At 73.7% G+C, this 13,840-nt stretch carries 12 protein-coding genes; 4 read left to right on the top strand and 8 right to left on the bottom strand.

The features are described 5' to 3' along the window. Nucleotides 1-171: 171 nt before the first annotated feature. From ACZ51S_RS06155 to ACZ51S_RS06140, 4 genes are all read right to left on the bottom strand, one after another. On the bottom strand, nucleotides 172-618 hold the full coding sequence (locus ACZ51S_RS06155) for a hypothetical protein (protein WP_468478930.1): 447 nt from the start codon (nucleotides 616-618) through the stop codon (nucleotides 172-174). A gap of 107 nt (nucleotides 619-725) precedes the next feature. After that, a complete protein-coding gene (locus tag ACZ51S_RS06150) occupies nucleotides 726-1,745 on the bottom strand; it encodes an SCO0930 family lipoprotein (protein ID WP_468478937.1) in 1,020 nt (339 codons plus the stop codon). Nucleotides 1,746-1,898: 153 nt separating this feature from the next. Further along, entirely contained in the window at nucleotides 1,899-3,350 is a 1,452-nt protein-coding gene (locus ACZ51S_RS06145; protein ID WP_468478931.1) for an NADH-ubiquinone oxidoreductase-F iron-sulfur binding region domain-containing protein, read from the bottom strand. Further along, nucleotides 3,347-4,345, bottom strand: a complete 999-nt coding sequence (locus tag ACZ51S_RS06140) for a hypothetical protein (protein WP_468802668.1) — start codon at nucleotides 4,343-4,345, stop codon at nucleotides 3,347-3,349. Before ACZ51S_RS06140 ends, ACZ51S_RS06145 begins: the two co-directional genes overlap by 4 nt. A gap of 454 nt (nucleotides 4,346-4,799) precedes the next feature. On the opposite strand from ACZ51S_RS06140, the gene ACZ51S_RS06135 reads away from it, so the two are divergent. After that, nucleotides 4,800-6,050 carry a PucR family transcriptional regulator gene (locus ACZ51S_RS06135; protein ID WP_468478933.1) on the top strand — a complete coding sequence of 417 codons (1,251 nt, stop codon included), beginning with the start codon at nucleotides 4,800-4,802 and terminating at the stop codon, nucleotides 6,048-6,050. A 97-nt stretch (nucleotides 6,051-6,147) separates the two neighbouring features. Here ACZ51S_RS06135 and ACZ51S_RS06130 read toward each other — a convergent pair whose 3' ends face one another. From ACZ51S_RS06130 to ACZ51S_RS06115, 4 genes are all read right to left on the bottom strand, one after another. Continuing rightward, nucleotides 6,148-7,539: a DUF1996 domain-containing protein gene (locus tag ACZ51S_RS06130; RefSeq protein WP_468479940.1), complete on the bottom strand. Its 1,392-nt coding sequence runs from the start codon at nucleotides 7,537-7,539 to the stop codon at nucleotides 6,148-6,150. A 4-nt stretch (nucleotides 7,540-7,543) separates the two neighbouring features. Further along, nucleotides 7,544-8,263: a DUF4142 domain-containing protein gene (locus ACZ51S_RS06125; RefSeq protein ID WP_468479939.1), complete on the bottom strand. Its 720-nt coding sequence runs from the start codon at nucleotides 8,261-8,263 to the stop codon at nucleotides 7,544-7,546. Between the two features lie 213 nt (nucleotides 8,264-8,476). Beyond that, on the bottom strand, nucleotides 8,477-9,103 hold the full coding sequence (locus tag ACZ51S_RS06120; RefSeq protein WP_468479938.1) for a HalD/BesD family halogenase: 627 nt from the start codon (nucleotides 9,101-9,103) through the stop codon (nucleotides 8,477-8,479). Nucleotides 9,104-9,174: 71 nt separating this feature from the next. Beyond that, on the bottom strand, nucleotides 9,175-9,558 hold the full coding sequence (locus ACZ51S_RS06115) for a hypothetical protein (RefSeq protein ID WP_468959891.1): 384 nt from the start codon (nucleotides 9,556-9,558) through the stop codon (nucleotides 9,175-9,177). 222 nt (nucleotides 9,559-9,780) lie between these two features. Here ACZ51S_RS06115 and ACZ51S_RS06110 point away from each other — a divergent pair, with 222 nt between their 5' ends. From ACZ51S_RS06110 to ACZ51S_RS06100, 3 genes are all read left to right on the top strand, one after another. Beyond that, the gene (locus tag ACZ51S_RS06110; protein WP_468959889.1) at nucleotides 9,781-12,342 is read left to right on the top strand and encodes a DUF6185 family protein; all 2,562 of its coding nucleotides are present in this window, start codon (nucleotides 9,781-9,783) and stop codon (nucleotides 12,340-12,342) included. Between the two features lie 136 nt (nucleotides 12,343-12,478). Beyond that, complete coding sequence (locus ACZ51S_RS06105; protein WP_468959887.1) at nucleotides 12,479-13,027, top strand: DM13 domain-containing protein; 549 nt, start codon at nucleotides 12,479-12,481, stop codon at nucleotides 13,025-13,027. 125 nt (nucleotides 13,028-13,152) lie between these two features. Next, nucleotides 13,153-13,815 (top strand): DUF6098 family protein, encoded by a 663-nt coding sequence (locus ACZ51S_RS06100; RefSeq protein ID WP_468802665.1) that lies wholly within the window; start codon nucleotides 13,153-13,155, stop codon nucleotides 13,813-13,815. Nucleotides 13,816-13,840: the final 25 nt, after the last annotated feature.

The following is a 13,840-nucleotide window of genomic DNA, read 5'->3' as shown; positions in this document are numbered from 1 at the left end:
GAGAGGGGGCGGGTCCCTGCCCACCTTGAGGTACGCCGGCGGCGGGGCGAATCATCCCTCAGGGCGGCTCTCGAGCGTCTCCCTGCACCTCGCGAATGAGGAAGATCCGGACAACTGGCCGACGCGCCGAGCCCGTTGAAGGGGACCCGGCATGCCGACGGCCTCCGCGGGTCAGTGCCCGGAGTGCTCCGGGCCGGACTCCAGAGTGCCGCCGAGGCGTTCGCGGAGCCCGGCCAGGGCGTCCGCCGACGGCGCGGTGACCACCCATCGGTTCCCCACCAGGTAGACGCCGCCGTACACCCGTGTCTCGGCCAGCCACGACCGCAGGCCCCGCTCCGCGGCGAAGGTGGTCAGACGGTAGGCGCCCTGGCCGGTGGAACAGGCCCCCTGGCGCAGTTCGTCGGCCTCCGTGCTCACCTCGGCGGTGCAGCCGAGGGCGGCGGCGAGCTCCTCCACCGTGGCGGTCCTCCCCGGCGGGCCGTCGCTCGCCCGGTCCGCGTGGGCCGCCGCGCCGCCGTGCCCGGGCGGACCTCCGGCGCAGCCACCGGTCAGCAGCGCACCGCACAGCGCGGCACCGACCGCGAGGAGGCGGCGGCTTCGACGGTCGTACGGGGGCATGGCGACCTCACTGACTGACGGGGGAGGGGCGGGAGGAGAAGGGGTGTGGTGCCCGGCGGGGAGGGGAGGGGGCCGGGCACCACGGCTCTCGGGTGTTCCGGACCGGCTCAGCCGGCCGCCTTGGCCTTCTTCCCCTTGTCGGTGACGGCCCACCACAGGCCCTGCTTGCCCTGCCCGTTGACGTCCCCGGGCGCCTTGTCACCGGTGAACGTGTAGACCGGCCAGCAGTCGATCGTCAATTGCTCCGTACCGTCGGGCCGTTTCACCGTACCGACCAGTTTCGCGTCGATTCCCGACACCTGGGACGGGTCGACGGGTCCGGCGGGCTTCCAGCTGTCCGTACAGGAATCCACGCAGCCGATTTTCATCGGCCAGGCGCTGTCCTTGTCGAAACGGTAGAGGGTCCAGCCCTCCGCATTCTGGGCGATGGTGCCGAGCCGGGGATCCTGCCGGACCGAAAGCGCGGCTTTCCCCTCTTCCTCCGTTCCCGTTCCTCCTTCCTTCTCCGTTCCGTGTCCCTGCATTCCCGGGGCCTTCGCGGAGCCGGCCGGTTTCCCGTCGGGCCCCAGGACGTGCCAGGTGCCGCCGACTCCCTCACCGAGGGCGTCCCCGGCTTTGGTGTCTTTGGCGTAGCGGTACACCGGCCAGCCCCCGACCGTCAGCTGCCTGGTGCCGTCGGCCCGGGTGACGGAACCGAGCAGGGCCGCGTCCATGCCCGCCCCCGCCGAGGCGCCGTCCGCCGGGACGACCGGCCAGGCCTTGGCGCAGTCGCCCTCGCAGTTGGACTTGGGCGGCTTGGCGGTGTCCTTGTCGAACCGGTAGAGGGTGAACCCCTCGCCGTCGGTGACGCCGGAGCCCACGTTCGCCGTCTCCCGCACCTGGAGCTGCCCGGCCGGACCGCTCTGCCCGGCGCCGGCCGCCGGGGCGGCGCCGGAGCCCTCGCCGGACCCGGACCCGGCGCCCGGACCGTATCCCGAGCCGCCGTCGGAGCCGTATGCGCCGAGTTGATTTCCGGATCCCGCGGGCTGGACCGCATTCGCCTTGGAAGCGGGTTTGTCGGCGACACCGCAACCGGCCGTCAGCAGCAGTACCGCGACCGCCGACCCGGCGATTTTCTCCCGGCGCATTGTCTTCACGATCTCTCCTTGGGATTCGGTCCCGTGGTGCTCGTTTCCTGGGTCATTGATACGGGGCGAAAAGCCGCCGGAGCCAATATCCGCGGGAATTTGTCAGATCGCGCCAAGAATGAACACGGTAGCGTCCCGCGCACGTGCGCCGGCTCATTCCTGGATGCGCAGCGCGAGCGCGGGGCAGCGCCTCACCGCCCGCAGTGCCTTGGGCCGCAGCGGACCCGGCACCGGCATGGACGCCTCCGCCGGGTAGCCGTCCGCGTCGAGCCGTACGACCTCGGGCAGGACGTCCACGCACAGCCCGTGCCCCTTGCACAGGGTCCAGTCCACCACCAGCCGCTCCGGGGGGCTTTCGTCCCGCGGCAGCGGCAGTGCCCCCACGGTGCGGCGCCCGCAGCCGCTGCCGAGGGCGTGGTCGCGGAACTCGTCGGGGAACGCGGCCAGCGCGGAGGCCACGAAGTGCGAGGTGCCGTCGGGGTGGCTGCACGCGCCACGGCCCCGTACGGCTCTCAGCCGCGCCTCCACGGCGTCGAGCGCGCCGCGCCCCCCGCCCCGTACGGCGTCCTCGAGTACGTCGGCCAGCGCGGGCAGTCCCCGTACGCAGGGCCCGCACTGCCCGGCCGACTCCTTCGCCATCCAGCGCGTCACCCGCGCGACCTCCCCGGCCGGGCAGGTGTCCTCGGGAAGCGGCAGCACCGCCCCCGCCCCCAGCACCGCGCCGAAGGCGGACAGGGACCCCCGGGACACGTCCGCCGAGCGGGCCGCCCCGGGATCCAGCCAGCGCCCGTGGTATCCGCCGACCAGTACGCCCTGGCCGGTACGGGTGCCGCAGAGGTCGAGGACGTACGCCAGCGAGGTCCCGGTCGGGGTCTCGACCACCGTGTGACCGGCGACGGTCAGCAGCACGGTGCCCGGCTCGGAGGGCAGGCCGGCCGTCCGGTAGTCGGGGGCGCCCATCCGGGCGGCGACGGCGAGCTGGGCGTAGGTCTCGGTGTTCGACAGCAGCGTCGGCACCCCGCCCAGACCCCGTTCGCTGGTCCGCACCCGCCGCCCCGACGGCAGGGCCGCGCCGCCGTTCAGCCCGCCCACCAGGGCCGTTCCCTCGCCCGTCACGAAACGCTCGGGCAGCCGTGACACGCGGACCCGGCGCCCGCCCGGGCCGCGTTCGGCCACGGCGTCGCGTACCGAACGCTCCACGTCCGCCCGGGTGACGGCCACCACCACCTCCTGCGCGGCGACCGCGGCGGCGGCCAGCAGCGCGCCGTCGAGCACCAGGTGCGGGGCGTGCAGCAGCAGGGCGGTGTCCTTGAGGCAACTCGGCTCGCCCTCGCTGCCGTTGACCACGACGGCCGTCGGCCCCTCCCGCTCCTGGGCGGAGCCCATGACGGCACGCAGCTTCCGGGTGAAGGGGAAGCCGGCTCCGCCGCGGCCCCGCAGGTCGATGTCGGCGGCCAGGGCGGCGAGTTCCTCCGGGGAGTAACGGGGCAGCGGTCCGTGCGCCGCCAGATGGGCGTCGCGGTCGAGCCGCGGATCCCGGTCGAGCCCGGCCAGCAGCCGGGGGGTGCCCACGCAGCCGAGGCCGGGGCGGGCGGCGCCGCTCACGACCACCGCTCCCCTTCGCCGCGCCGCCCGGCCCGCCGTCCTGCGCTGCCGGGACCCGCCGCGGCGCCCGCGTACGGCGCGGGCCCGGGCGGTGCCGTACGCGGCGGGGGAACGGGAGCCGCGCCCCTGCTCGGACGGGGGCGTACCAGCAGGTCCGCGAGCGGCACGTCCTGGATGAAGAACGGGCGTACGCGGCCGGGTTGGGCGGGCGCCTCCCCGGCCCCGGTGTGCTGCGGGGCGGAGGGCCGCCAGGCGGCGCCGAGCCCGCGGGCCCGGAGGCGGAAGGCGAGCAGGCCGATGACCCCGGCCAGGCACAGTCCGTAAGCCGCCGTCACCCAGGTGTCGGCGGCGCGGCCGGCCTTCAGTCCGTGCAGCAGTGACGCGCCCCACGCCGGATAGGCACCGATGTGCAGGGCCCGCCACCACAGCGACCGGCTCTTGGTGGCGAACACACTACGCAGGGCCCCGGAGACCGCCACGGCCACGAAGAGATATCCGGCCAGGGTGCCCAGGCCGATGACGACGGGTCGGTCCGGGTCCGCGAACGGCACCACGGCGGCGGCGGCCTCCGCCTGCCGCTCGGCCACCTTGACCCAGACGTGCAGGCCGAGGAAGCCCAGGCCGGCCACGGCGAGGCCGCGGTGCACGCCCTGGGCCAGCAGCCGGTGACCGGACCCGAGCAGCACCCGGTCGGTGGCCACCAGCCCCCACAGGACGGTGGCGGTCAGGCAGACGAGCGAGAGCACGCCCGCCCCGAAGTCGAGGAACTCCCACAGGCGGGTCAGGGCGCCCGCACGGGCCGCCACGAGGAGCGAGACGAGGGCGGCGCCGGCGCCGCACAGGGCGCTGGTGCGCAGCCTTCCGGGGGCGGGCAGCAGCGGGGGCCGCCGGACGGCCCGCCGGCCGGCGGCCGGAGCTGCGGCGGCCTCCGCCGCGTGGCGACTCCTGCGTCGGGCCCTGTGGGAGCGGGGTATGTGCGGCTGGGGCAGGGGCATGCGGTTCTCCTGAGCACCCGGGCTCCGAGCGGTCCACCTGGCGCTCGGCACCCGGGGGTTGGGGACGGGGACGGCCGGCAGCGCTGCGAATTCCCGCGCCGGCCGAAGGGCTCGGGGGCCGGAGTGCAGCAGCATCGTGGAGCTGCGCATCATCTCCACAGGATTTATCGAAACGTGATAATTTCTCGCGCCGCGTCTACGGCGCATCGAACAACCCCGGAAGATTCCCCTCCAGTGGAGGTCGTGACAGGCCACCGCGTCGTCGGCCATCCATGCGTCCCCGAGGGCAAAAACAAGGCAAACCCGCGGGGCGCAAAGTGGCCGGAACCCTCCAGAAGGGGATGCGGTGGCTGCAACTCTCTTGGCAGACAGGGTTGTTGGCGAGGCAGGCAACCCTGGAGGGTCTGTCACCCCTGCACCGGACAGGCCTCACCCCGGCAAGAACGAGGAAACGATGTGCGAACTTCTGAACCGCATCTGGTCCCGCCCGCGCGGAGAGTGGACCCGTGTCCTGCGCAGGGAACTCCCCGCGCTGGCCGCGGAGATAGTGGAGGAGCTTCTGCATGGAATTCCGGGATTTTCCGCACTTGTCGATGACAACGATGCCATCGATGACGATCTGCTCAGGCTGAGGGTGGAGGAAGCCCTTCTTTCCGCTCTCGGATACCGCGACGCGGGCGAACGGGGCCCCCAGTGCCCGCCCCCCGCCGCACGACCCGTCGCACCCCCCGCCGCGGCTCCCCTCGCGACCCCCGTCGCGGCTCCGGACGAAGACCGCCACGACGGCCGCGTCGAGGAAACCCGCGCCGGCGTACGGGAGCACGTACGCGAGACCGCGCGCGAGCACGACCCCGCGGGTGGCCCCGGCCCCGGCCCGGGCCACCCGCCCCGCCAGGATCCCGCCGCCCCGCCCGAGCGGGCGCGGCAGGAACTGTTCCGCGCCCTCACCGACGACCGCACCCCGTGCGAGAACTCCCTCGGCGAACTCGCCGAGGCCGCCCACTGGCCCCTGCCGCCCGCCGTACGGGCCGTCGCCCTGGCCACCCCCGGCGAGACCCAGCAGCTGGCGGCCGTACTCGACGACGCCCTCGCCGGCATGTTCGCGGGCCGGCCCTGCCTGCTGCTCCCCAGCCCCGACCCCGACGCCCGCGCCGCCCTCGAACTCCCGCTGCGCGGCAGGTTCGCGGCCGTCGGCCACGCCGTCCCCCTGCGCGACACGGCCTCCTCCATGCGCTGGGCGCTGCGCCTGCTCACCCTGACGCCCCACCGCGGCGGCCTGGACGCCCGGGCCGTCTTCGTCGACGACCACCTCTCGACCCTGCTGCTGCTCCAGGACGAACCCCTCGCGCACGCCCTGGCCGCCCGCTGGCTCAAGCCGCTCGCCGACCTCACCCCGCGGCAGAGCGAGCGGCTGGAGGTCACGCTGCTCGCCTGGCTGGAGGGCGGCGGCGCCCCGGAGGCGGCCAAGGCCCTGAGCGTGCACCCGCAGACGGTGCGCTACCGGATGCGGCAGCTGGAGAAGCTCTTCGGACCCGGCCTGCGCGACCCCCGGACCCGCTTCGAGCTGGAGATGGCCCTGCGCAGCCGCCGGCTGATGGCGCAGGTGCGGCGCCAGAACTCCCGTACCGGCCGCAGGAACGGGCGGGTGGTCACCGCCGACTTCGCCCCTCCGGCGGGACGGATGGCCCGCGTCAACGGGCTGTGAGACGGCGGCCCGTCCTCGGACGCACTGCTACGGGCGGTGGCCCGGAGCCGTACGGCTCCGGGCCACCGCCCGTACGCGGGGGAGGGACCGCGCCGGTTCAGCGGCAGCTGCGCCCGCCGTTGATGCACCCCACGGCCCTGGCCATCAGAGCGTCCGACATGACGTTGATGAAGTCGCCGTGGTCGGTCACCGGCTTGTGCAGCTGCTCGGGGAAGCTGTCCACGGCGAAGCGCGCCCCCGGTGCCACGCCGTAGGTGATGCGCTGCACCAGCTGCGGAACGGCCGTGAAGCCCTTCTTGCAGCGCCCGTCGCCGTCCGCGAAGTCCACGTGCGTGCGGTGGTTCGCGCTGTCGGTGTTGCGGCCGTCCCAGCAGCTCTGGAAGGTGAACGTGCGCACCACGTCGCTGCCCTTGGGGCAGACCGGGTACTTGTCCTTCAGCTGGCGGTCCTCGAAGCCGGTGCAGCTCCAGGAGGCGTTGGCGTTGGCCGTGCCGTTGCTGAACGCCTTGGCGTCACCGGTGATGATCCGCAGGAACCGGGGCATCGCCCTGACCTGGCCGACGGGGCTCCCCTTGAAGCTGATCGTGACCTGCTTGGGCCGCAGGATCGTGCCCACGTTGGCGTCCTGCCCGCCGCCCGGGGCCTTGGCGTCCTTCTCCGCCCGGCCGTCGCGCAGCCGCAGCACCGGCCAGTAGTAGGTCGACTGGTCGCCGTTGCCGCAGGTGGTGCCGGAGGCGGCGAGGCTGTCGTTGGTGGAGAAGGCGTCGGTGGTCTTGTTGCCCACGTAGTCGTGCATGTGGTGCGCGCCGTTGGAGACGCCGGGGGCGACGATGACGTTGTCGGGGTTGAAGTGGCCGTTCTCGTTGCGGCCGCACTCGGAGGTGAAGGAGCCCTTGGAGGCACCCCGCCGGGGCTCGGGGGTGCGTACGTTCGGCTTCACCTTGGTGATGTCCACGAAGTCGCTCCGGGCCGGGCCGCCCTTCTGCCCGAAGCTCCGGGCGGCGGTGTCCTGGCCGTCGGCCGCGGCGGCCGCCGCGTCGGGCGCCTCCTCGTCGGGGGCGGCCGGTGCCTCCTTCATCTCGCACCCGCTGAGCTCCTCGAGCCCTTCCGGGCGTCCGGAGGAGCGGCCTATCGCGTCGGACACCCGGCTGATGGTCGTGGCGCGCTGGTCCCGCAGCCGCCCGAGGAGGGCGTCCTTCTGCTTCTCGTCCCGTACCTGCCCGGAGGCGAGCTGACGGTAGGCGTCGGCCACCTGGACGTCCAGCTGGGCGAGGTTCTCGTCGACCTCGCCCCTGGCCTGGTCGGGGACGGAGGTGAGGCGGTCGCCCACGTCCGGGCAGTCGATGGTGGCCGTCACCTGCCCCGTGCGGCCGTCCTGCCCGGCGTTCGCGCTGCCGGCGACGACGGCGGCGCCGCCACCGCCCAGCACCAGGGCGGAGACCACCGCGAGGAGCTTGAACCGGGGGCGCCTGTGGCCCTTGTGACTCATGCGATCACTTCACTTCGTTTCGTCGGTCGGACATCTGAGGGGGCGCGGCCCCCTGGTGGTGGACCGGGGCGGGGGAGGCGGGCGCCCGGCCCGCGTCGGAGAGGGAGTCGAAGTCGACCAGCCCGGTCTCCTCCAGGACCGTGATGTGGTCCAGCACGGTGGCGTTGGCCGAGGTGGCGAGGGCGCGCACCATCGAGTTGCGGGTCTGCGCCCGGATCTGCGCCAGCAGGGCGAACACCTTGCCGTGCGCGCGGCGCAGCAACTGAACGAAGAGCCGTTCGTACTCACCGCCGGGGGCTTTCGTCAGCTGGTTCAGCCAGTCCTGCTGCTGGGCACTGGGCCCGTCCGGGAGGTCCACGCCGAGGGCCTGGCCGACCTGGATCACCTGGCGGTCCAGGTCGGCGTGGCCTTCCACGAGGTGCGTCCCGGCCGTGCGCACCGAGGGGCGGGTCCCGCGCTGCTGGGCCTGCCGCCCGGCGGGGCCCTCCCACAGTCCGGCGAGCCGCACCTTGCGGACGAAGTCCCGGTCGGCGGCGGTCAGGGGCCCGTACGCCGTGCTCATGGTCCCGGCGCCGTCGTCGTCGGTACCGGGAGCCGCGGCCGCCCCCGCCACGGCGGCCGGGTCCCGGTCGCCGAACTTCGAGACGGGGATCAGCAGCGCGATGAGCGTCACGGCCAGGGCGGTGATGACCAGAGCGCTCCCGATCGTGTACCTCGTGGCCACCGACAAGCCGCTGACGGATCGCCGTCGCAGTGACAGCACAGTGCCTCCTCGCTCCGTGGGCAGGCAGGAGCAGCGGGGCGGCAGCGGCGGCAGGCGCCCTGCGGTGCGCACCCGAACTCCTGGGGTGCCACGGGACGCTAGCGCCCCGTCCGGGGGCGCCGCGGAAGGACCATCACCATCGGATAAACATCCGGGCAAGCCCTCGGAGGGCTGCTATCTTGCCGCCGTCTGCCGGTCTGGCGTGGTGTACGCGAAGTTCAGCGCGACCCGCCGCAGTCCCGGCCGGCGCAGCCCGGTCACCCGGTGGGCGGTGGTGTCGCTGCGCAGCAGGTAGCCGTCGCCGGGCCGGTGATGGGCCCGGCGCGCGAGCTCGTCGGACGCCGGCGGAGCACCGCCGGCGGGCCCGTACTGGAGCAGCCCGCCGTCGCGGGCCGACCCGGGCGCCTCGGTGAAGACGACCAGGGCCAGCGGGTGGGCGTGGTGGTGCGCGCCGTGGGCGTCGCCGTGCGGGTGCAGGATGTCGACCACGTGCCGCTCCAGCGGATCGGCGACGGTCACGGCCTCCAGCTCGGAGATCCCGCGCACCAGCCCGATCAGTGCCGGGTCGTGGTAGACGCGGGGGATCAGCTCGGACTCCTCGGCGATGATCCGTCCGCCGAGGGTGGTCATCGGCCGGGGCGGGGTCGCCGGGTCCTGGTGCGCCGCCATCGATTCGAGGCGGCGGATCTCGCGCCGGAGCAGGGGGAGCCGGTCGAGCGGCACGAGTCCGGGGAGCGGTACGTAGCCTTCCGCGGCGAAGCGCTCACGTAGGCCGCGGTGGTCGGCAGGCAAGGACAGCACGTACCGGTACTACCCGGCGACGCGCGCCACCAGACGGCCCGCCGGGCGAGGCCATCCGGTCGGCCCCACCGTCACCGGCGGCCGCCCCCGTCGCCCGGGCACAGGTCGAGCGGGTCGCAGAGCGTGACCTCCTGGTACGGGCCGCCCCCGCCGGGCTCCGCGCCGTGCGGCGCGAACCTCCACTGGGAGGGCTTGACGTGCCGTGTCCGGTCCTTCTTCTCCACGTGGGCGTGCAGGGTCCGCGTCGCGGAGTCGTTCGTCTCGACCATCACCTCGTCCGGGCCGAGCGGGAAGTGGTCGTGCAGGAGGCACAGACCGAAGCGGTCCAGGTTCCCGTGCTTCTCGAGCACCTCGACGAGGTCCCGTACGAAAGCCGCGTCCGAGGGGCCCAGCCCTTCGGCCTCCTCGAAGCGGGGGAGCGGCTTGCGGGTGGCGGTTTCCTTCGGCTGGGTCATGGCGTGTCCCGGGGCGAGATCGGCTGGAGCCCCTGAATCCATCATTGGCCGCCCCCGGCGCGGCCGCAATCGGGTCGCCCGCGCTCGGCACGGCCCCGATCCGGTCGGCCCCGATCCGGTCGGCGGCGGCCGGGCAGGTGAGCGCCGGTCCGGCGGCCGCGTGTCCGCGTGCGAGGGGTGCGGCCCGGTGTTAAGGCTGCACGGACGGAGTGCTGGACGGCGATGCGGACGGGGCGCGACGTGAAGACCCGCTGGTGGTGCCTGTTCCTCCTGCTGCTCGCTGCCGTGGTGGCCTCGGCAGGGGCGGCCCGGGCACACGGGGCCGACCCCTGTGACGCCGGGAAGCTGCAGGCCCGCAGGGTGACCGCCGGGCTCGACTTCGACTACCACGACCGCAGCTACGCCCAGGTGATCTCGAAGCTGACCGTCAGCGTCTCGGCGAAGGAATGGCCCCGCGCGACGGATCTGGCGCTCAGCGAGAAGACGGCCCCGTACCGGAAGGCCATGCGCTGCCTCCTGCGCGGCGACGAAGAGACCCCGCGCAGCCGGGAGTGGCGGTTCCAGGACCCGCGGGTGAGGGTGCGGGGCGACGTGGTCACCGTGGACTACGAGGCGACGGCGTGGATCGAGCAGAACAGGCCGTTCCTGCTCGGGCCGTGGAAGATCGACGTCGACTCCAAGGGGGAGAGCTGGCGCGTCTTCCTGCGGCCGCCGAGGACACTGGGCAACGCCGCATGGGGGCCGGTCGAGATCCGGCTGGACGGGCTGGAGGCCACCAACGTCTTTCCCCCGCCCTCTTCCGCCGACCGGGACCGTCTGGTGTGGTCCGAGCCGAAGCCCTTCAACGTGCGGGTGGAGGTCGACCCGCCCTGGCAGCGCTCCTTCAACGTGGGCGAGCAGTGGTGGTCCCTGGGCTGGGTGGGGGTCGCCTCGTGGTGGGTGTTCACCTCGGCGGTGAGCGCGCTGGCCGTGGGCTACGCGGCGCGGCCGAGGCCGTCCGGCCGTCCGGATTCCGCCGCCCCGCCCGGACCGCCGGCACGAGACGGCCTCGCCCGGGTGATCCTGCTGTGGGCATCGGTCAGCGTCGTCGTGGCCGCGGTGCTGCGGGTGCTGATCGTGGACCATCCCGCGTCCCTCCCCCCGCCCGCGCGTTCCCTCGTCGCCCTCGCACTGGGACTCGCGCTGGTGCTCGCCGCCCGCCCGTGGCGCCCCCTCGCCTCCGCGTCGGTGGCCTCCCCCACAGGGCGGGAGGCCTCCGGCGCCGGACGCGTCCGGCGCCGGAGGCGGGCGGTGATCCTCACCGCCTCGGCCGTCGCGGTGACCGGAGCCGTGCCGGCCGTCGCGGCCCCCGCCGGGGTCGCCGGGCTGACCCTGGTGGCGCTGGCCACGCTGTGGCTGTGGCTCGCCGCGATGACGGCATGGGCATGGCGCCTCGTACGCGAGGGTGAGATGGTCCGGCACTCCTGGAACGCGGCGTGGGACGGGGCGCCCGTCCGCTGCACGGTGGTCGCGTCGGCGGTACTGGCGACGGTCGCGGCCGCCCTGCTCGCTTCCTTCTGGTGGACCCACGAGCGCTGGTGGAGACGGGCGTACTGGCTCGTCGACCAGTCACGGACCGACCGGGACCGGGAGTGGGTGGAATTCCTGAAGCAGTTCCCCTACGCCGGGCTCACCTGGGTCTACGCCTACGCGTGGCTGCTGACGGGCATCGCGCTCGTCGCGCTGCTGCGGACCCGCGTCAAGGCGCGGCTGGCCGGGGCCGACGCCGACGGCGAAGGGCCTCCGCTGGGGCCGGCCGGAGCCGACCTCCTGCTGACGGTCGCGGTCTTCGCCCTGTGCGTGGGATTCCGGCAGGTCGAGTTCGCGGGCTCCAACGTGCTGTTCGGAGCCTGGCTCCTGCTGATGATCGCGTCCCTGTACGCCGTGGTCGTGATCGGCCGGCGGTTCTCCGTACTGGGCCGCACGGAGAAGGAGTTCCGCATCCGGAGGCTGGGATCGAAGCGGCGCCGGCACGTCCTCCTCAACAAGGCCCACGAGTTCCGCAACCTGCACCACAAGCTGTACGCGCTGGACCGGGGCCGGGGAGAGGGGGACCTCTCGCGCGAGGAGCTGGAGAAGAGACTGGACGGGCTGCACCACTGGCTGTTCGACGGGTGGTCCGGGGGCCGCCCACGGCACCAGATCTCCGTACTGGACGCCGCACTGAGCTGGGGACCCGGCGGCGACTGGTGGGAGAACGCGCGGAGCGCCGCGCGCCTGGCCTTCGGCTTCGGTTTCCCGGCCAGCATCGCCCTCGTCTGGCTCAGCTACCTCAAGGACGACCGCACCCAGATGGCCACGTTCCAGAGCCTCTCCGGAGTACCGGAGATCGTGGCGAAGTGCCTGGCCTGGCAGGTGGCGTGGGCCGGAGCGGGTCTGGCCCTGGGTGCGCTGTGGCGAGTGCTGCCCGGGCGGCGCAGCCCCGTGCGCGCGCTCAGCCTGACCGCCGCCTACGCCCTCCCCGTCTGCGTGGGCGCGCTGCTCACCCAGATCACCGACACGGAACTCGGGTACGTCTTCCTGCACGTCGCGCTCATGCTGCTCGTCCTGACGCTCACCAGCATCTGGATGGACATGGAGACCTTCAGCGAGGAGAGGAGGTTCTGGCCCAGCCGCCTCGGCCTGCTCCTCTCGGTCTACCAGTTGCGCGGGCTGTCCACGCAGGTCGCCTATCTCGCCGCCCAGCTGGCGATCGTCGTGAGCGTCTGGCGCAGCCTGGCCGGCAGCGACTTCCGTCCCAAGTAGGGACGCCCGGTCCCCACCGCACTCCGCCGGGCTCCGCCCCGGGCGCCGCCGTGAGGATTCCGTCACCGGCCCACCCGTGGCCCGCGCGCTCCGCATGCCGTTGAATGCCTTCCGGACGACGACGAAGGAGCGGGTCATGGGACGTGGGAACAGGCGGCGCCGACCGCTGGTGGCGGGCGCGGCGGCGCTGGCGGCGGTGCTCGTCGCCGCCGGGCTCTACTGGTTCCAGCCGTGGAAACTCTGGCAGGACCGGACGGTCCACGAAGCCCTGCCCAGCGCCGTTCCGGCGGCCACCGCGCCGTCCCCCGCCACGTCCGCCGCCCCCGGTGGCCCGCGCACGCTCGCGCGGGGGACCCTGATCAGCCACGAACACACCACCACCGGCACGGTGAGGATCGTCCGTCTCGCGGACGGCTCGCACACCCTCCGGCTGGAAGGCCTGGACACCAGCAGTGGGCCTGACCTGCGGGTCTGGCTGACCGACGCCCCGGTGAAGGAGGGCACCGCCGGCTGGCGCGTCTTCGACGACGGCAAGTACGTCAGCCTCGGCGGGCTCAAGGGCAACAAGGGCGCCCAGAACTACCCGATTCCGGCCGACGTGACGCTGTCCGAGTACACCAGCGTCACCATATGGTGCGACCGCTTCGACGTATCCTTCGGCGCCGCCGCCCTGACCGCCGCCTGATGTCGCTCCCCGGCCGCCCGCCCGTGCCGGCCCGGGTCCCGCCGTACGGTTCCGGCGTCCGGACCAGGCCAGGGTCAGCGCCGGTGAGGAAGAGTGACGGGCGCGGAGCCGGGTAGCCGCCTGGCATGAACGAGACCGACTACCGGACGCGCCTCATGACTGTCGGGTCGCTGGACGAGCTGGCCGGTCTGCTTTCGGAACGGCGGGGTCTCTACGTGCGCTGGTCCCTCGGCCCGCACACCGATCTGGCCTCTCCCTCCAGCCGCGACGAGCTGACCGGCGTGGAACTCCCCGGACTGTCCGCCAACCCCCTCGACGTCGAGGAATGGTGGCGGGACCGGCCGCTGCGCACGTGGGCCGCCCGGCGTCTGTACGACTACTCCCACCTCCCACGGGTCCGCGACGGCCGCGTCAAGCCCTGGCTGCTGCACGGCACCGAGGCCGGCCGCGGACCCGACAACGAGCCCCTCGTCCGGGATGTGGAACCGATCGGCTGGATCGACGAGAGCGTGATCACCGAAGCCGAAAGGGAAATCGGACGACAGGACGGCGCGTGGGGGCCCATCGATCGCCTCGGGAGCCCCGACGCGCACGGCACAGCCACGAGGAGCAAGACCCTGGGTGGCGCTCGGCAACCCGAAGCACGGCGCGGCGGAAAGGGCGCCGCCACCCCACAGGACAGCCGCCACCTGAAGGCGGCCCGACCGGAGAAGACGGGAAACGAACAGCAGGACCAGTCACGGACAGGAACCCCCACCCCTCCGGAACAGCGCCCCGGCCACCCCTGAGCACCGCCGGCCCGGGGCGTACGCG

It is taken from the genome of Streptomyces sp. NPDC034043, from assembly GCF_055575675.1.
Note: the sequence above shows the minus strand (reverse complement) of the source record. Positions and strands in the feature narration are given on the sequence as shown.